Origin of the sequence: Rhodococcus sp. IEGM 1351 (assembly GCF_030056875.1) — a bacterium.
In the GTDB taxonomy this organism is placed as follows: Bacteria; Actinomycetota; Actinomycetes; order Mycobacteriales; family Mycobacteriaceae; genus Rhodococcus_F; species Rhodococcus_F opacus.
This window is the reverse complement of the sequence record NZ_JASHKU010000009.1, coordinates 60342-78590: the sequence shown is the minus strand read 5'-3', so window position 1 is coordinate 78590 and position 18249 is coordinate 60342. Positions and strand designations below refer to the sequence as shown.

At 67.7% G+C, this 18249-nt stretch carries 19 protein-coding genes; 8 read left to right on the top strand and 11 right to left on the bottom strand.

The features are described 5' to 3' along the window. Window positions 1–77: 77 nt before the first annotated feature. The 3 genes from QM806_RS17485 to QM806_RS17475 are packed head-to-tail and all read right to left on the bottom strand — an operon-like array spanning window position 78 to window position 2980. Entirely contained in the window at window positions 78–1361 is a 1284-nt protein-coding gene (locus tag QM806_RS17485; RefSeq protein ID WP_052023898.1) for a M18 family aminopeptidase, read from the bottom strand. Window positions 1362–1386: 25 nt separating this feature from the next. Beyond that, window positions 1387–1740, bottom strand: a complete 354-nt coding sequence (locus QM806_RS17480) for a VOC family protein (RefSeq protein WP_005561124.1) — start codon at window positions 1738–1740, stop codon at window positions 1387–1389. A 40-nt stretch (window positions 1741–1780) separates the two neighbouring features. Beyond that, the gene (locus QM806_RS17475) at window positions 1781–2980 is read right to left on the bottom strand and encodes a macrolide family glycosyltransferase (RefSeq protein ID WP_169693825.1); all 1200 of its coding nucleotides are present in this window, start codon (window positions 2978–2980) and stop codon (window positions 1781–1783) included. A gap of 99 nt (window positions 2981–3079) precedes the next feature. Between QM806_RS17475 and QM806_RS17470 the strand changes: the two genes are divergently transcribed. Next, the gene (locus tag QM806_RS17470; RefSeq protein ID WP_005561120.1) at window positions 3080–3670 is read left to right on the top strand and encodes a TetR/AcrR family transcriptional regulator; all 591 of its coding nucleotides are present in this window, start codon (window positions 3080–3082) and stop codon (window positions 3668–3670) included. 9 nt (window positions 3671–3679) lie between these two features. Here the strand turns inward: QM806_RS17470 and malQ are convergent, their stop codons facing one another. Next, complete coding sequence (gene malQ / locus QM806_RS17465; RefSeq protein WP_283292173.1) at window positions 3680–5785, bottom strand: 4-alpha-glucanotransferase; 2106 nt, start codon at window positions 5783–5785, stop codon at window positions 3680–3682. 196 nt (window positions 5786–5981) lie between these two features. Here malQ and QM806_RS17460 point away from each other — a divergent pair, with 196 nt between their 5' ends. Further along, on the top strand, window positions 5982–6629 hold the full coding sequence (locus QM806_RS17460) for a HemK2/MTQ2 family protein methyltransferase (RefSeq protein WP_283292170.1): 648 nt from the start codon (window positions 5982–5984) through the stop codon (window positions 6627–6629). A gap of 58 nt (window positions 6630–6687) precedes the next feature. Beyond that, entirely contained in the window at window positions 6688–6981 is a 294-nt protein-coding gene (locus QM806_RS17455) for a WhiB family transcriptional regulator (RefSeq protein ID WP_007301037.1), read from the top strand. 44 nt (window positions 6982–7025) lie between these two features. Here QM806_RS17455 and purQ read toward each other — a convergent pair whose 3' ends face one another. Both purQ and purS read right to left on the bottom strand, forming a co-directional pair. Beyond that, window positions 7026–7703, bottom strand: a complete 678-nt coding sequence (gene purQ, locus QM806_RS17450) for a phosphoribosylformylglycinamidine synthase subunit PurQ (RefSeq protein WP_005254831.1) — start codon at window positions 7701–7703, stop codon at window positions 7026–7028. After that, window positions 7700–7939, bottom strand: coding sequence for a phosphoribosylformylglycinamidine synthase subunit PurS (purS, locus tag QM806_RS17445; RefSeq protein ID WP_005244409.1), 240 nt, complete (start codon window positions 7937–7939; stop codon window positions 7700–7702). The genes purQ and purS overlap by 4 nt, the downstream gene beginning before the upstream one ends. Before the next feature lie 131 nt (window positions 7940–8070). Between purS and QM806_RS17440 the strand changes: the two genes are divergently transcribed. Next, entirely contained in the window at window positions 8071–8718 is a 648-nt protein-coding gene (locus tag QM806_RS17440) for an MBL fold metallo-hydrolase (RefSeq protein ID WP_005244410.1), read from the top strand. Window positions 8719–8768: 50 nt separating this feature from the next. Here the strand turns inward: QM806_RS17440 and QM806_RS17435 are convergent, their stop codons facing one another. The 3 genes from QM806_RS17435 to QM806_RS17425 form a co-directional block, all read right to left on the bottom strand. Then, entirely contained in the window at window positions 8769–9473 is a 705-nt protein-coding gene (locus QM806_RS17435) for a DUF2334 domain-containing protein (protein WP_005254832.1), read from the bottom strand. Between the two features lie 98 nt (window positions 9474–9571). Then, on the bottom strand, window positions 9572–10066 hold the full coding sequence (locus QM806_RS17430) for a glutathione peroxidase (protein ID WP_005254833.1): 495 nt from the start codon (window positions 10064–10066) through the stop codon (window positions 9572–9574). 82 nt (window positions 10067–10148) lie between these two features. After that, on the bottom strand, window positions 10149–11534 hold the full coding sequence (locus QM806_RS17425) for a C4-dicarboxylate transporter DctA (protein ID WP_005254834.1): 1386 nt from the start codon (window positions 11532–11534) through the stop codon (window positions 10149–10151). Between the two features lie 160 nt (window positions 11535–11694). Here QM806_RS17425 and QM806_RS17420 point away from each other — a divergent pair, with 160 nt between their 5' ends. From QM806_RS17420 to QM806_RS17405, 4 genes are all read left to right on the top strand, one after another. After that, the gene (locus QM806_RS17420; protein WP_054245734.1) at window positions 11695–13260 is read left to right on the top strand and encodes a sensor histidine kinase; all 1566 of its coding nucleotides are present in this window, start codon (window positions 11695–11697) and stop codon (window positions 13258–13260) included. Further along, window positions 13257–13946, top strand: a complete 690-nt coding sequence (locus tag QM806_RS17415; protein ID WP_005254836.1) for a response regulator — start codon at window positions 13257–13259, stop codon at window positions 13944–13946. The genes QM806_RS17420 and QM806_RS17415 overlap by 4 nt, the downstream gene beginning before the upstream one ends. A gap of 82 nt (window positions 13947–14028) precedes the next feature. Further along, window positions 14029–14580 carry an LppP/LprE family lipoprotein gene (locus QM806_RS17410; protein ID WP_064080081.1) on the top strand — a complete coding sequence of 184 codons (552 nt, stop codon included), beginning with the start codon at window positions 14029–14031 and terminating at the stop codon, window positions 14578–14580. 162 nt (window positions 14581–14742) lie between these two features. Then, window positions 14743–14922 carry a hypothetical protein gene (locus QM806_RS17405; RefSeq protein WP_005244417.1) on the top strand — a complete coding sequence of 60 codons (180 nt, stop codon included), beginning with the start codon at window positions 14743–14745 and terminating at the stop codon, window positions 14920–14922. Window positions 14923–15026: 104 nt separating this feature from the next. On the opposite strand, the gene QM806_RS17400 is transcribed toward QM806_RS17405, so the two are convergent. Next, window positions 15027–17156 carry a S9 family peptidase gene (locus QM806_RS17400; RefSeq protein ID WP_064080080.1) on the bottom strand — a complete coding sequence of 710 codons (2130 nt, stop codon included), beginning with the start codon at window positions 17154–17156 and terminating at the stop codon, window positions 15027–15029. A gap of 3 nt (window positions 17157–17159) precedes the next feature. Next, window positions 17160–18044, bottom strand: a complete 885-nt coding sequence (locus QM806_RS17395) for a phosphoribosylaminoimidazolesuccinocarboxamide synthase (RefSeq protein WP_007301033.1) — start codon at window positions 18042–18044, stop codon at window positions 17160–17162. Between the last annotated feature and the right edge of the window lie 205 nt (window positions 18045–18249).

Below are 18249 nucleotides of genomic sequence, written 5' to 3'. Positions count from 1 at the left end.
CGGGTGGCGACGAGCCGTACGTCAGTCTATCCGGCGGCTCCTTCCGGTACCGACCTGGCGCTCCTCGCCCCGCTTCCTCACGCCGTCGGTGTGAGGAAGGCCGCAAGGGCGTCGGAGTAGGCCCGCACGTCACGGGCGCCCATCAGCTCCCGCGACGAATGCATTCCGAGCTGCGCGGCGCCCACGTCGACGGTGCTCAGCCCGGTCCTGGACGCGGTGATCGGGCCGATGGTCGAACCGCACGGCAGATCGGCCCGGTGCACGTACCGCTGCAGCGGCACGCCGGCCTGGTCGCAGGCGAGGGCGAACGCCCCGGCTCCGGCCGCGTCGGTGGCGTAGCGCAGGTTCTGGTTGACCTTGAGCACCGGTCCGCCGTTGACGGCGATGTGATGGGCGGGCTCGTGCCGCTCCGGGTAGTTGGGGTGCGTCGCGTGCGCCATGTCTCCGGACGCGCAGATCGATCCGGCCATCGCCTGCAGGAATTCTTCGCGACCGCCGCCGCGGCCGAGGACGATGCGCTCGAGCACGGTGCTCAGGAGATCGGAGAACGCGCCCCGATCGGACATGCTCCCCACCTCCTCGTGGTCGAACAGCGCGAGCACCGGCACCCGGTCCCCGGGGTTCTCGGCCGCCGCCAGCAACGCCTGGGTGCCCGCGTAGCAGGTGCCCTGGTTGTCGAGCCGCGGCGCACTGACGAGGTCCTGTTCGGTTCCGACGAGCGCGCTGGGCGCGAGATCGTGGGTCATCAGTTCCCACCCGAGCACCGCGTCGGCAGGCACCTCCGCCCGGTCGGCCACGAAGTCGATGAACGAGCGGCGTTCGGACCCCACACCCCACACCCCGTTGAGGTGGCGCTGCGGATCGAGGTGGACGCCCTTGCGGTCCTCGGACAGGTGGATCGCCAGCTGCGGGACGCGCAGGATCGGCTCGTCGACGCGGACGAGCCTCTCCTCGACCGTGTTGCCGGCCCGCACACTCAGCCGCCCGGAGATGCCCAGGTCGCGGTCGAGCCACGAGTTGAGCCACGCACCGCCGTACGGTTCGAGACCCACCAGCTGCCACCCTGCCGACGACAGGTCGGGGTGCTGTTTGACGCGCAGGTTCGGGCTGTCGGTGTGCCCGCCGACGATGCGGAACGGCGCCGTCCGGCCCAGCCCTTCGGTACTCCACGCGATGAGGGATCCGCCGCGCACCAGGAAGTACCGGCCGGGCTCGCCGGGCCACGAGTCGGCCTCGTGCAACTCGGTGAAACCGTTGCCGGTCAGCAACATCGACACCGTCGCGCACACATGGAACGGCGACGGTGATGCATCGACGAAGGTGCAGAGTCCCTGGGCGTCGGCCCACGTAGTGGAAGGCATGGGGTCAATCATGCAGGACCCGCTGTCAGGGGTGGGGACCCGAGACGCAGAACTGGTTGCCGTCGGGATCGGCGAGCGTGACCCACCGGAGGTCGCCCATCTCGTGCCGCGCGACCTCCGTGGCGCCCTCGGCACTGAGCCTGCCCACCTCGCCGTCGAGGTCGTCGGACGCCAGGTCGAGGTGGATACGGTTCTTCCCCGGAGTGGGGTCGCCGACCTTCTGGAACGCCAGCTTCTGCGCGGAATCCGGGAGGGCGACGACGTAGAACCAGCCGTCGTTCTCCTGCTCGATCGTGCCCGCCGTCTGCTTTGCCCACCACTTCGCGAGCGGCCCCGGGTCCGTGGTGTCGAACGTGATCATGCCGAGTGTGAGTGCCATGCCCGCAGAGTAGACGTGACCACCGACACGTTTCGCGGCTTCACAGGAACTCCTCGATCACCCGGACGGCGGCGTCCACTCCACCCGCAGAACGTAACTCGGCGGCGAGCTCCGCGCTGCGGCGCCGGACCGGCTCGGCGTCGACGTGCGCGAGCGCGTCCCGCAACTCGGCTGCCGACACCTCCGAACTGTCCACTCGCACCGCGACTCCCGCGGCGACGAGCGCGTCGGCGTTCTCGAACTGGTCGGTGGCCTGCGGCGCGGCGATCATCGGCGTTCCCGTGAACATTCCCTCACTGGACCCGCCCATGCCGGCGTGGGTGACGAACGCGTCGGCCTGCCCGAGGATGTCGAACTGGGGCACCCACCGGTGGACCTCGACGTTGCCGGGCACGGTTCCGAGTTCGGCGACGTCGACGTGCTGCCCGATCTGCAGAACGACGTGCCAGCCGTCGAGGTCGCCGAATGCGTCGATGCAGCGCCGGTAGAAGTCGGCGTGATCGGTGAACGCGGTGCCGAGCGAGATGAGCAGCACCTTTCCCGCGTCTGCCGGACGCTGCCACCGGCCGTCGGCGGGCCGCCGGGTGGTCAGTGCCGGTCCGACGAACGTGTAGACGTCCTCGTCGACGCGGTCGGCGTTGGGCTGCATCGATTTCGCGATCAGCACGACCGCCCGGGCCGGGTGCCCGTAGAACTCGTCCGGGTCCGTCTCGACACCGTTGTCCCGCAGCAGCTTCCCTTGCCGCTCGTACAGCGCGGCGCCGCGCGGGTCCGCCCGCATCGTGTCCACGAACGACTTCATGTCGTCTTCGTAGCCTTCCCACGCCACGTACGTCGGCGACAACTGCACGATCGGGACGCCCCATTCCTCGGCGAGGACGCGTGCGGGACCTCCCGCGATGTCGTAGAGGAACAGGTCGGGGCGGTCGTCCTCGTACAGCGCCCGCAGTTGGGGCAGCATCGACTCGTACTCGGCCTGAAAAAGCGTGAGCTGATCGATGGTGTCGCCCTCCCAGGACTTCTCGGACTCCTCCGTCGCACCTGCGGTGTTCACGCGCGGCAACGTCGAGGCGTATTCCTTGAATTCCGCTCCGGTGCTCTCGACGACGTCCTTCACGGCGGCGTCGTTGGCGTACGTCACGCGGTGCCCGCGCGTGACGAGTTCGCGGAGAATCTCCAGGCTCGGGTTGACATGCCCGGGCGCTGGAATGCTGACCATGGCGATGTGTGAGCGGGTCATCTTCATCCTTCCGATACGGAACGGTCCGTCTCGGTCCAGAGTGACACGTGCGAACAGCCGAGTCAAGACGATACGTCTCGTCTGGTCTACGATCCGTTCATGCCGTCCGCCGACAATCCCCGCCGTTCCGAACGGTCCCGCGCCGCGATACTGCAGGCCACGCAGGAACTGATCCGCGAACAGCCCTACGCGAAGATCAGCATCGAAGGCATCGCCGCGCGCGCCAAGGTCGGGAAACAGACCATCTACCGATGGTGGCGATCGAAGGGCGCGCTCGTCGTGGACGCCCTGCACGAACAGAACGCGGCCGGCGCCCAGCAGACCATGGCACTGCCGGACACCGGCAACCTCGCCGCCGACATGCGGCTGGTCCTGCGGGCCACGGTCGACGAGTTCACCTCACCCGATTTCGAACCGCTGTTCCGGGCGCTGGCCATCGAATCCCTGCAGGATCCCGCACTGCAGGAACAGATCGTCGAGCGGATCTACCGGCCGCAGTTCGAGTTCGTCGCGGCGCGGTTCCGCTCCGCGCAGGAAGCGGGGCAGGTGCGGCCCGACGTCGACCTCGCCCTCGCGTTCGAGTTGTTCATGGCGCCGTTGTTCTACCGCTGGCAGAGCGGAGCGCATCCCCTCACCCACGACCACGCGGACGCCGTCGTCGACCTGGCGATGCGCGCCCTCGCACCCTGACGGCCGGGATCAGCGGGCGTCGTCGACGAATCCGAAATCGCCGTCCGCCAGGTCTTCGAGGTGGACGGCACGCCCCGACGCGTCGGCGAGGGGAATCTTCCAGTTCGAGTACTGGGTCTCGTCGGTGCCCGGCTGATTCTGCACGCGGTACTCCCCCACCAGGTCGGCGAGCGCGACACCCGTCAGCAACGACGGGCTCCGGTCGATCAGCCGGTACAACGCCTTCACGGTGTCGGGTATCGACGCGTCGGCGGCCAGCAGTCCGCGGTCGCGCGCCAATTGCAGCACGGCCTCGCGCTGCCGGGCGTCGTGTTCCTTCTCGAGTTCGAGGTCGCGTTCGAGGAGCCCGAGCCGCGAGCGCAATTCGATGTGTTCGCCGGCCAGGTATCCGGCGGTCGGCGGAAGATCGTGCGTGGTAACGGATGTCAGGCACAGAGTCCGGTACTGCTCCGGTGGTGTCGGCCGCTCGCCGTCGTGCTCGAACCACAGGATCGACGTCCCCAGGATCCCGCGCTCGGCGAGGTAGTCCTGGACCGCGGGTTCGAAAACCCCGAGGTCCTCGCCGATCACCACGGCGCCTGCCCGTTCGGCCTCGAGCGCGAGGATCCCGACGAGAGCCTCGTGGTCGTAGGAGACGTACGTTCCGTCCGCAGGCGACTCCGCGTCGGCGGGGATCCACCACAGCCGGAACAGCCCCAGGATGTGATCGACCCGCAGCCCACCCGCGTGCTTCAGCACGGTGCGCAGCATGTCGCGGTACGGGGCGTACCCCAGTTCGGCCAGCCGATCAGGACGCCACGGCGGCTGATTCCATTGCTGACCCTGCTGATTGAAGTCGTCGGGAGGAGCGCCGACGGTAATGCCCTCAGCCAGAGCCGTTCCCAGCGACCACGCGTCCGCACCCCCGCGCTGGACCCCGACCGCGAGATCGTGCACGATCCCGATGTCCATGCCTGCCGCGCGCGCCGCGTCCTGTGCGTCGGAAAGCTGCTCGTCGCATACCCATTGCAGCCACGAGTAGAACTCGATTCGCGGCGCGAGCTTGCGCCGCTGCGCCTGCACCCAGTCGCTGTCGGGCGCACCGGCCTTCGTCGTCCATCGCGGGTCGTCCGGCGACAGTTTCTCGGTGAGCGCACACCAGGTCGCGAAGTCCCGCAGTCCGTCCCCCTCGTCGCGGCAGAACTGCTCGAACGCGTGCTGCCTGCTCGGGCTGCGCTCGATCCGGAAGACCCGTTCGAGCACTCGGAGTTTGGCCCGGTACGACGGGTTGCGGTCGATCCGGTCGGACCGGTCGTTCGCCCGCTCGAATCGCGCTGCGGCGTCGCGCATCCGCGCATGACGTCGCGTCGAGAGGTACGCCGTCTCCGGGATGTTCTCGACACGGATGTACATCGGGTTGACGTAGCGGCGGGTGGTCGGCAGGTACGGCGACGCCTCGATCGGTGGGCGGGGCTGCGCGGCGTGCAGTGGGTTGACCAGCACGTAGTCGGCGCCGTGGACGGAACCGAAGATCGATGCGAGATCCGCGAGGTCGCCGAAGTCCCCGACACCCCAGGAACGACGTGACCGGATCGAGTACAGCTGCGTGAGCACACCCCAGCGCCGGCGGTCGCGCAGCGCGTCGGACGTCGACAATCGTGCCGGTGTCACGACGAGCGTGCACGATGAGGACGTGTGCGAGGTGGACGCCCGCACCGTGTGCCACCCGCAGGGGACGTCGGCGGGGACGACGAACGTCGCCCGGCCGACCAGGGCGCCGTCGACCTGCCGCGGATCGACCCACACCTGGAGCTGGCGTGCCGGAACCGTTCCGCCCGACTCCGTGTCGATCGTGACGTCCACCGCCTCACCGTGTGGAACGTGGACCGCGAAACGGGTCTCGAACCCTTCCCTGCCGACGACGACGGGCGGCAGCATTCGTCGCCACGGTGCTACGTCGCATTCAGAGAGGGCGTGTCGCACCTCGTCCCCAGTTCCGGCGGGAATGTCCAGGGCCGAGAGGACGCTGCGGAGCGTGTCGTCACGCACGTCGTGGCGCTGCTGATCCCAACCCCGGTACGACGTCGCGACCCCGTGCCGGGCCGCGAGGTCACGCAACTGCTCGGTGTACGTCACCCCACCGATCGTGCCAGGTCACCTCGGAATCTGCGCGGCTAACGGCCGGTGCCACGGCGGTCGGTGCGTCACGGCGTGATTGGCCCTGCGCCCGGCTGGGTAACTGTGGAGTAATCAGACGCACGGCGTCCACGGTGAGCTCGCGAGGGAATGCCGTGGACGCACCACGATGCGACCGGCGACCGAGGAGTCTTCGATGCTGCTACGTCTTCCCGGAGTCTATCGCCCGCAACATGATACGCAGTTGCTGGCCGACGTCTTGGCGGCGGAGCACCTCGGTCCCGAATCCCGGGTGCTCGATCTCTGTGCGGGGACCGGCGCGCTGAGCATGCGCGCCGCCGCCGCAGGTGCAGGCCGGGTGACCGCGGTGGACGTGTCGTGGCGAGCGGCGATCAGCGTCAGACTCAATGCCCTTGTCGGAGGGCACCGGATCCGGGTGATCCACGGGGATCTCATCGAGCAGGTTCGCGAGGAACGGTTCGACGTCGTCGTATCCAACCCGCCGTACGTTCCGGCACTGGTCGACTCCGTACCCGACCGCGGTCCGGCGCGGGCCTGGGACGCAGGGAAGAACGGTCGCGCGCTTCTCGATCGGATCTGCTGCCAGGCCCCCGACGTTCTCGTCGCCGGTGGGGTTCTGCTGCTGGCGCAGTCCAGCCTGAGCGGAGTCGAGAAGACACTGACGACGCTCGAGGAACAGAACATGCGGGTCGACATCGCCGCGACCGCCGAGATCCCCTTCGGACCGGTCCTCGTCGAACGCAGAGGCATGCTCGAGCGGAGAGGGCTCATCGAGGTCGGTCAGACCCACGAAGAGATCGTGGTGGTCCGCGCCGTCAAGTAGACATCGAGTTCTGTGCCACAACACTTTTCAGTGCCGACGACACTCCGAGGGAGCCGACATGCCGTCATCCACTCGCCTTCCCAGCCCCAATACCGAGGCCTGGGACTGGCAGATCCACGCCCTGTGCCGGGGCATCGAATCGTCCGTGTTCTTTCATCCCGACGGCGAACGGGGTAACGCCCGCAGCAACCGCGAACGTCGCGCGAAAGCGATCTGCCGGCGCTGCCCCGTTCTCGTCGAATGCCGGGACCACGCCCTGAGCGTGACCGAACCGTTCGGAATCTGGGGCGGGCTCACCGCGTCCGAACGCCGCGGCATCGCGCAGCAAAGCGAGGGAACCGTCGCCGTCTGACCCGGCACCGTGCAGGCCCTCGGCCACACACGGTGCCGATCGGCTCAGGCGGAGATGACGCTGTCGAGGACGGAGTAGAACATGCCGAGTCCGTCGTCGCTGGGGCCGGTGAGGGCCTCGGTGGCGTGCTCGGGGTGCGGCATGAGGCCCACGACGCGGCCGTTGGCCGAGGAGATGCCTGCGATGCCGCGCTGCGAACCGTTCGGGTTGTCGCCGACATAGCGGAACACGACGCGGCCCTCACCCTCGAGTTCGTCGAGGACGTTCTGCGACGCCTGGTAGCGGCCCTCGCCGGACTTGAGCGGGACGAGAATCTCGGCACCCGACTCGTAGCGCGACGTCCACGCCGTCGACGTGGCCTCGACCTTCAGCCACTCGTCGCGACAGATGAAGTGCAGGCCCTCGTTCCGGGTGAGCGCGCCGGGCAGGAGCCCCGCTTCACACAGAACCTGGAAGCCGTTGCAGATACCGAGGACGGGCATGCCACCCTGCGCGGCCTGCACGACCTTGCCCATGACGGGCGCGAACCGTGCGATGGCGCCGCACCGCAGGTAGTCGCCGTAGGAGAAGCCACCGGGGACGATGACGGCGTCGACACCCTTGAGGTCGGCGTCGCCGTGCCACAGGCTCACGGCCTCGCCGCCGGCGAGGGTCACCGCGCGGGCGGCGTCGACGTCGTCGAGGGTGCCGGGGAAAGTGATGACTCCGACGCGGGCGCTCATGCTTCGACGCGCCTCACGGTCCAGTCCTCGATCACCGTGTTGGCCAGCAGGGCCTCGGCGATCTTCTCGAGCTGAGCGTCGTCGACACTGCCGTCGACCTCGAGCTCGAACCGCTTGCCCTGACGGACATCGGAAACTCCAGCGAAGCCGAGCCGCGGCAGCGCTCCGACAATGGCCTGCCCCTGGGGGTCGAGAATCTCGGCCTTGGGCATGACTTCGACGACGACACGGGCCACGTGCTGCTCCTTGTAGTAGTGCGCGAGCCCAGAGTGGAACACCGGGCACCCGGAAGTTTACCGGGCTACCTGCCTGCGGTTCGCATCGGACGAACGGGACGAGCCATGCATGCAGGCGCATACTCGAATTCATGCGACTGACTCACTTCGGCCACAGCTGCGTCCTCGTCGAGTTGAACGGTTCCACCATCCTCTTCGATCCGGGCAACTTCTCCCACGGATTCGAGGGCATCACCGGACTGGACGCGATCCTGGTGACCCATCAGCACCCCGACCACGTCGACCAGCAACGACTGCCCGCCCTCGTCGAGGCGAACCCCGGCGCGGCCCTGTACTCGGACCCGCAGACCGCGGCCCAGCTCGGCGGCGCGTGGACGGGGGTGCACGCCGGCGACGAATTCGACATCGGCGACGTGCACGTCACCGGCACCGGCGGCAGGCACGCGGTGATCCACCCCGACATCCCGGTGATCGACAACACGGCGTTCCTGCTCGGCGATGCCGGCAACCCCGCCCGACTGATGCACCCGGGCGACTCGTTGTTCGTTCCGGAGCAGAAGGTCGACGTGCTGGCGCTGCCCGCCGCGGCGCCGTGGCTGAAGATCTCCGAGGCCATCGACTACCTGCGCGCAGTCGCACCGCGGGTCGCGGTGCCCATCCACCAGGCGATCATCGCGAACGAGGCCACCGGCATCTTCTACGGCCGCTACTCGGACATGGCTCCCGAGGGCACCGAGTTCCGCACGATGCCGAGCGAGTCGAGCGTCGAGGTGGCCTGACGGCCCCGTGAGTACTTGTCAACCGCCCGCGGTTAACAAGTACTCACGGGTCAGGCGGCACCGATCTGCGGGATCCGCGGCTCCCAGCGGTACACCTGCGGCCGCGCGTGGTGGTAGAGCGCGAGGTCGACGGCGTCGAGCATCGCCTGCCGAGGTCCCGACGTGCCCAACTGCTTCGCGGTGACGGCGAGGCGCACCACGCCCCCACGCCTGGCGGTCCGTCCGGAGCCGAGGACGAGCGCCCGGCACCACCACGGTTCGGCACGGAAACCCTCACCGATCCCCAGCACCCGCGACCGCACCGACGTCTCGCGTTCGAGGTCGTGGACGGCGGTCATCACGGCCAGCAGCCGGAAGCCGGCGGACGGCAGAGCCGCGACGGCACCCTGCGACGCCAGCCAGCGGGGAGGAGCGAACAATCTGGTGCGCAATCCGGTCTGCTCCATCACCCGGTCCGCCGCGAGCAGCCGCAACCGCGCCTCGTGCTCGGGAAGCGAGGCGAACTCGGCCCGGCGACGCTTGGTCGCGGCCTGGTCGTATCCGTGCAGGACGACGGCGTCGCCGCGGGATCGGCGCGCGCGGACCCAGTCCTGCGTCGCGGGGTCGTTGACCAGTCGATACTTGTCTTTCAGGCGCGGGGCGACGAGCAGCGACAGCGGTACGCCGCGCGCATCCATCTCCTCGGCGAACGCGGCCGCGAAGTCGCGCGTCTCGTCCTTGATTCCTGACACCGACACGATCAGCTGTCCGGTCATGACCCCAGCGTGACAGGTGAACGTGAACAGCGAGCAAAGCTCGTGCGCCTTTCCGGTAGTGGGAGCTACCGAAAAGGCGCACGAGCGCGGAGCGCCTACTACTTGGGCAGGGCTGCCTCGATGGCCTCGACGACCTCGGGGGCGTCGGGTTCGGTGCGGGGACGGAACCGGTTCACGACGGTGCCGTCGGGTGCGACGAGGAACTTCTCGAAGTTCCACTGGATGTCGCCCGCGGTGCCCTCGGCGTCGGCGGCCTTGGTCAGTTCTTCGTAGAGCGGGTGCCGGTTCTCACCGTTCACCTCGATCTTCTCCAGCAACGGGAACGTGACGCCGTAGGTGGTGGAACAGAAGGTCTCGATCTCTTCGGCGGTGCCGGGCTCTTGACCCATGAACTGGTTGCACGGGACGCCGATCACGGTCAGTCCGCGGTCGGCGTAGTCGGTGGCGAGCTTCTCGAGGCCCTTGTACTGCGGGGTCAGTCCACACTTCGAGGCGACGTTCACCACGAGGACGGCGCGACCGTCGTATTCGCCGAGTGAGGTCGGCGTGCCGCCGAGTGTGTTGATGCCGATGTTCTGAACAGGTGTCGTCATGCGAACCAACGTAGCCAACAAACCTCTGTGCGCCCAGGCTTCGAATCGCGCGGGCGCACAGAGGTTTACTTCGGAGTGGGCATCAGCTCTTCACGAGAACCCGCGGCTCGTCGGCGGCAGGGGTCTCGGTGACCTGCTCTTCGACGACCTCGCCGTGGCCGTCGTCGACCATCGTCGACTCGTCGAACGGGAGCTTGCCGTCGAGGACGGTGCGGACGCGATCGTTGTCGATCGTGTTGGTCCAGGAACCGACGAGCAGGGTGGCGACAGCGTTGCCGGAGAAGTTCGTGACCGCGCGGGCCTCGGACATGAACCGGTCGATACCGACGATGAGGCCGACGCCGTCGAGCAGTTCGGGACGGTGGCTCTGCAGGCCGCCCGCGAGGGTGGCGAGCCCGGCGCCGCTGACTCCGGCAGCACCCTTGGACGCGATGATCATGAACACCAGCAGCGACAGCTGCTCGGGGAAGGACAGCGGCTGGCCCATTGCGTCGGCGATGAAGATCGACGCCATGGTCAGGTAGATGGCAGTGCCGTCGAGGTTGAACGAGTAGCCGGTGGGGACGACGACACCGACGGTGGTGCGCTCGACGCCGACGTGTTCCATCTTCGCGATCAGGCGGGGCAGTGCGGACTCGGACGAGGACGTGGCGAAGATCAGCAGGTACTCACGGGCCAGGTACCGGACCAGCTTGAAGATGGAGACGCCCGCGACGACGCGGAGCACGGATCCGAGGACACCGAACACGAAGATCAGGCAGGTCAGGTAGAAGCCGAGCATGAGCGTGGCGAGCTGGACGACGGCGCCGAGACCGGTCTGGCCGACGACGTTCGCGATGGCACCGAAGGCACCGATCGGTGCGAGCCACAGGATCATCGACAGGATCTTGAAGACGAGCTTCTGCACGGAGCCGACAGCGCGCAGGATCGGCTCACCCTGCTTGCCCAGGGCCTGCAGTCCGAAGCCGACGAGCAGCGCGACGAACAGGGTCTGCAGCACGCTTCCCTCGGTCAACGCCGACATCAGCGACGTGGGGATGATCGACTGGAGGAAGTCCATGGTGCCGCCGGCGCCGTGGGCCTTCTCGGCGAGCGCCGCTCCGGTTCCCGCGGTGTCGGCGCTGATGTTCAGGCCGGATCCCGGGTTGAGCAGGTTGCCCACCAGCAGGCCGATGCCGAGCGCGACCGTCGACATGCCGATGAAGTAGGTGAGGGCGAGTCCGCCGACCTTGCCGACCTTGGCGGCGGCCTTCACCGATCCGATGCCGAGGACGATCGTGCAGAAGATGACCGGGCTGATCATCATCTTGATGAGGTCGACGAACATCGTGCCGAGCACGCCGAGCGACTTGCCGACTCCCGGAGCCAGCCATCCGACGAGGACGCCCGCGACGACGGCGACGATGACCCCCATGTACAACCAGTGTGTCCGGTCGCGCTTCTTGGTCTTCCCTGTCGCAGTACTCATGGGATTGTCCTCCAATTCGAGTGGCAAGCTGATCGGTGAGGCCGGTTAGTGACCGCGATCACGTCTTGGAAGAATCTTCTAAGCGATCGCTTGGCTGGAGAAGTTTGTGTTCATTACGTTCAGGAGAAATGCATTGCCGCACCATCCGCCGAGACGGCCCATGAGCGTCGCGAGGCAGCTCTTCCTCCTGCAGCTCGTCGTGTTGGTGCTGGTCATCGGGGCCGGGACCGCGCTGGCCATCGTCGACCAGCGTCGCGACAGCGACGAGACCACCCGACGCGCCGTCACGGCCGTCGCCACCACGCTCGCGATGTCGGACGGCACCGTCGAGGCATTGCGGTCTCCTGACCCGACGGCGGTTCTCCAGCCCCAGACCGAGCAGATCCGTGCCGCGACCGGCACCGATTTCATCGTCGTGATGACGCCCGCCGGTATCCGCTTCACCCACACCAACCCGGAGCTGATCGGTGGTGTGTTCTCCGGGAACATCGACCGCGCCCTCCGCGGGGAGACGTTCACGGAGACGTATGCCGGTTCGCTCGGACCGTCGATCCGGGCCGTGGCCCCGGTGTACGACGGCGACCGGATCGCGGGTCTCGTGTCCGTCGGCGTCACACGCGAGAAGATCGGCGACCAGTTCGCCGCGAGCCTTCCGACCATCTTCGCGGTCGCCGCGATCGGTCTGGCGGTGTCGGCGGCCGGATCGTTCCTGCTGAGCCGGCGCCTGCGCCGTCAGACGCTGGGGATGGCACCGGACGAGCTGCGGCAGATGTACGAGCATCACGACGCCGTCCTGCACTCGATCGGCGAGGGCCTGGTGGTGCTCGGCCGCGACAGCGGTGACACCGCGAGGGCCGAAGTGGTGAACGACGAAGCACGCCGCCTCCTCGATCTCCCGGAGGGGCCCGTCCCGGTGGCCGCGCTGCCGGAGTCGTTGCGGCAGTCGCAGGACGACGATTCCCGGGACGAGGTGCACGTGACCCCCGACCGCGTGCTGCTCGTCAGCCGGGAGCCCGTGACGTGGGAGGGACGGCGTCTCGGGACGGTGCTGACCCTGCGCGATCGCACCGAATTGCAAAGCGTCATGGGCGAACTCGACTCCGTGCGCGGATTCGCGGAATCGCTGCGGTCGCAGGCCCACGAATCGGCGAATCGTCTGCACACGATCATCACGATGGTCGAATTGGGCCGCTACGACGACGCGATCGCGTTCGCCACCGAGGATCTACGGTTGTCGCAGGAATTGATCGACCGCCTGATGACGGCGGTGCACGAACCCGCCCTGGCCGCACTGCTGCTCGGCAAGGTGGGTGTGGCCGCCGAACGGGGAGTCGACCTGACCGTCACCGAAGACACCGCCCTCGGACCCGTCGCGCCGCTCAGTGCGCGTGAACTCGTCACGCTGGTGGGTAATCTCGTGGACAACGCGATCGACGCCGCCCGCGGTGCGACGGAATCCCCGGGAGAGGATGCGTGGGTGGAAGTGACCGTCCGTCAGGAGAATTCGATGATGGTGGTGCGGGTGGCCGACAGCGGCCCCGGTATTCCCGCCGACGAACTCGACAAGGCGGTCACGCGCGGCTATTCCACCAAGTCGGGTCAGCGCGGGCTCGGGCTGGCGTTGGTGGCCCAGGTGGTGGCGCGGCACGGCGGGACGATCCACACGGAGCCGTCGCTCGGATCGATGATCGTCGTCGAGATCCCGATCGAGGGGGCCGCCCCGTGATCCGCGTGATGATCGTCGAGGACGAACCACTCATCGCCGAGGCGCATCGCGCGTACGTGGAACGCATTCCGGGCTTTTCGGTCCACACCGTCGTTCACGACGGCAGCAGCGCCATGCGCGCGGTCGCCGCCGCGAACGGCAGCGACGACCCCATCGACCTCGTCCTCCTCGACATCGGCCTGCCGGATGCCAGCGGACTCGACGTGGCGGCGGCACTGAGCGGCGTGCGACCGAGTCCCGACGTGATCGCGGTGACCTCGGCCCGCGACCTCGAGATGGTCCGCACCGCCGTGGCGCGCGGTATCGCGTTGTATCTGCTGAAGCCGTTCACGTTCGCGGCGTTCCGCGACAAACTCGAGCGGTACCGGGAATTCCGCGACGCGCTGCCCGCCGGAAGCAACGCGCTGAGTCAGCACGACATCGATCGGGCGATGTCCGCGCTGCGCACCTCCGACGAGCGTGCGGCGTCCCCGAAAGGCGTTGCACCTCAGACACTCGACCACGTCTCCGCGTGCATCCGTGACGCTGCCGGACCGCTGACGGCGGCCGAGGTGGCAGCCGACATCGGTGTCTCCCGGGTCACGGCCTGGCGGTATCTCGAACGCCTCGCCGACGACGGGGTGCTCACCCGGCACACCGAGTACGGCCGGGCGGGGCGCCCGCAGATTCGGTACGCGCTGCGCTGACCCCCGTAACGAACCGGCGGCGCCACGCGAGACAGTGAGTGGGGCGAAGTAATTCCTGTCGGGGACGATGCAGGGAGAACACATGAAGACTCACGTGGCGGCATTTCTGACCGTTGCGGCTGCGACCGCACTCACTGGGTGCACTGGAAGCGACAACGCGGCAGAATCCGCCGCCTCCCCGGTCCCACAGGCCGCTTCTGCCGCAGAAGTACACAGCGGGCCGTGTCTCGACCTCGATTCCGCACTGGTCAGCGACGCGTTCGCGACGCTCGGCAATGCACCGGGTGGCGATCCGTGGGTACCCGGAACCGCGTCCGATGCCGCCGGCGAGGACTGCCCCACGCTGCTGTGGGCCACGGCGGAGACACCCATGGGAACGGTGAGTTCGCCGACCCAGGTGCTGTTCTTCCACGACGGCACGTATCTGGGCACCGCGACAGCCGAATCGTTTGCCTACACCGACGTGGTCGGATCCACCGACGCCTCCGTCTCGGTGCAGTACAGGTGGCTCGGCGAGCAGGACGCCAATTGCTGCCCGTCGGGCGGACCTGCGGTCGTCACCTACTCCTGGGACGGGTCCAGGGTCGTCATGGAGCAGCCGTTACCGCAGGAGATGCTCGACTCGTACAAGTGACATCCGACTATCACTGCGGCGCAACAGCATTGACATGGCACGGGAGGGACTACCGGAGAGGGTCGAGAAAAGCTCCGCCAGAGGTTGTGGCCTGCATCACATCGGTGGACGATTGGAGAGGAGTCACCTCCGGCTCGCAGTAACTCAGTCAAGGACCTTCACATGTCTAGCAGAATTGCCACCACACTCGCCGCAATCGCAATGACCCTGTCACTCGGCGCTCTCGCCGCCCCCGCAGCTGTCGCCGCACCGCTCGCTCCCGCACCGACCCCGGCAGTCGGTTCGATCGCCGTCTGCCTCAACTTGCCACTGGGGTCGGCCAGCATCAGCTTCTGCATCTGAGCCGTGAGAGGCGGAAAGCCCCCTCACACTCCGATTTCCGCCTCGCCCGCCGATGCTTTTCACACGCCGAGATATCGCATCCTCGGCGCGGGTGCCGCCCGTACCTACTCGCCGATCGTGTCGAGCACCCAGGCGAATTCGAACGCTACTTCTTTCCACTTCTCGTAGCGTCCGCTGACACCGCCGTGCCCGGCGCTCATCTCCGTCTTGAGGAGGAGCGGCGAGTCGCCGGTCTTGGTGGCGCGCAGTTTGGCGACCCACTTCGCCGGTTCGACGTAGAGCACCCTGGTGTCGTTGATGCTGGTGATCGCGAGGATCGCCGGGTAGTCCTTGGCCTCGACGTTCTCGTACGGGCTGTACGAGCGCATGTATTCGTAGACCTCGGGGTTCTCGAGCGGGTTGCCCCACTCGTCCCATTCGATGACGGTCAGCGGCAGTGAGGGGTCGAGGATCGACGTCAGCGGGTCCACGAAGGGCACGTTGGCGAGGATTCCGGCGAACAGTTCGGGTGCCAGGTTGGCCACCGCACCCATCAGCAGGCCGCCTGCGCTGCCGCCGTCGGCGATCATCTGCTGCGGCGTGGTGCGTCCGGTGTCGATCAAATGCTGTGCGCTCGAGACGAAGTCGGTGAAGGTGTTCTTCTTCGTGAGCGTCTTGCCGGTCTCGTACCAGTGCCGGCCCATCTCGCCGCCGCCACGCACGTGCGCGACCACGAACACCACTCCGCGGTCGAGCAGGGACAGCCGCGCGACGGAGAACGCGGGATCCATGCTGGCCTCGTACGATCCGTACCCGTAGAGGAGGGTCGGGGCGGGGTCGTCGACGCCGTTCGTCTTGCGCCGGACGATCGAGAGCGGGATGCGCGTCCCGTCCTCGGCGACGGCCCAGTCGCGTTGCTGCTCGTAGTTTCCGGCATCGAATTCGCCGAGCACGGGTTGCGACTTGCGCAGGGCGAGTTCACCCGTCGACAGCACGTAGTCGTAGACCTGGCCGGGCGTGATGAACGACGTGAACGCCATCCGCAGTGTCGGCTGCCGCCATTCCGGGTTGGCGCCGAGCCCGACGCTGAAGAGTTCCTCGTCGAATTCGATCTCCGTGAACTCGCCGTAGCCGTCCTCACCGAGCGGCCAGATAGCCAGCCGGGTCAACGCTTCGCGGCGGTAACCGAGCACGAGGTGGTCGGCGAACGCGTCGACCTCCTCCAACCGCACGTCGGAGCGGTGCGGAATGAGGATGGTCTGCGACGTCGGGTCGGACACCGGCGCGTCGGCGAGCACGAAGTTCTCGGCCTTCTCACCGTCGACGACGTCGTTGTGCATGATCAGGAAGCGGTCTTCCCCCGCGACGACCGCGTGCTCGACGCCGTACTCGACGCCCTCGCGTCGCGGCAGCACCACCCGGAACTCGCCCTCGGGGTTCTCCGATTCGAGCACCCAGCCTTCGCTGGTGATCTTCGACCCCACCCAGATCATGAGGTACTTCTCGCTCCGGGTGGACCCGACCGACACCCAGAACCGCTCGTCCGGCTCGTGGAACACGGTGACGTCCTGCGCACGGTCGGTGCCGAGCTTGTGCCGCCACACCGTGTCGGGACGCCAGGAGTCGTCGACGGTGAGATAGAAGACGTGACTGTGGTCGATGGCCCAGGTGGCGCCGGGCGCGGTCTCGGGGATTTCGTCGGGCAGCAGTTCGCCGGTCACGAGGTTCTTGAAGCGCAGCGTGTACCGCTCGTCGCCGACCACGTCGACCGAGTACGCGAGGAGCGTGCCGTCGTGACTGAGGGAGAAGGCGCCGATGGAGAAGAAGTCGTGACCCTCGGCCTCGGCGTTGCCGTCGAGTAGCACCTGCTCACCGGGGAGTTCGACACCCGGAGCCAGTTCCGGCGGGGTCCAGTCGTCGGGGCCGTCGATCGGTGCCCGGCACTGGACGCCGTACTGCTTGCCCTCGATGGTGCGGGCGTAGTACCACCAGTCGCCCATGCGGGTGGGAACCGACATATCGGTTTCCTGCGTACGGGACTTGATCTCCTGGAAGATCTGGTCCCGCAGCGGCGCGAGATGCGCGGTCTGCTGCTCGGTGTACGCGTTCTCGGCCTCGAGGTACGCGACGACTTCGGCGTCTTCCTTGTCGCGCAGCCACTCGTACTCGTCGACGAACGTGTGACCGTGGTGGACGCGTTCGGTGGGAACCTTCTTCGCGACCGGCGGGGTGAGTTTCGCGCCTTCGGAGGTCATGTCTCAGCCCACCCAGTCCGCGAACGACAGACCCGAGATCCGCTCGTACGCTTCGATGTACCGCTCGCGGGTCGCCTCGACGATCTCCGCGGGCAGCGGCGGCGGCGGAGTGTCGGACGCGCGGTCCCAGCCGGATTCGGGGCCGGTGAGCCAGTTGCGGACGAACTGCTTGTCGAAGCTCGGCTGCACCTTCCCGGCCTCGTACCCGTCGGCCGGCCAGTACCGGGACGAGTCGGGGGTGAGGACCTCGTCGGCGAGAATCAGGTTGCCCTGCGGGTCCAGTCCGAACTCGAGCTTGGTGTCGGCGAGGATGATGCCCCGGTCCGCGGCGAAGTTGGACGCCCGGCCGTAGATGTCGAGGGTGTCGTCGCGCAGCTTCACGGCCAGGTCCTGGCCCACCTTCTCGACCACGGCCTCGAAACTGATGTTCTCGTCGTGCTCGCCCAGCTCGGCCTTGCTGGCGGGCGTGAAGATCGGGTCGGGAAGCTGGCTCGCCTCCACCAGCCCCTCGGGCAGTGCGACGCCGCACACCGCGCCGGTCTCGTTGTAGTCGATCAGCCCCGACCCCGTGAGGTAGCCGCGGGCCACGCACTCGACGGGGACCATGTCCAGCTTCCGGACCACCAGCGCGCGGCCGAGAACCTCTTCGGGGATCCGGCTGTCGTCGGGTTCACCGGCCAGATGGTTGTTGCCACCGAGGACGCCGAAGAAGAAGACGCTCATCGCGGTGAGCACCCGCCCCTTGTCCGGGATCGGGGTGCTGAGGACGTGGTCGTAGGCGGAGATCCGGTCGCTCGCGACCAACAGAAGGTGCTCGTCGTCGATCGTGTAGAGGTCGCGGACCTTGCCACCGGCCAGATGGGCGTATGAATCGAGTGAGGGGCGCACGGTGACCCAGCCTATCGGTCGGGCACCGACCGGCGGCCGCTGACCTTCGAGCTGGGGAGACATCCCGCCGTCGACTTCCCCGTCATCTCGTCGCGCTCGACGAGGACATCGAACTGCAAGTGGAGGCGCAGCGGCTTGGTGATGGACTGCGCCAGGTGAGCCGGTTCCCGTCGAGCGCCGGGTCGGTGAGCGGGACTTCCTCAGC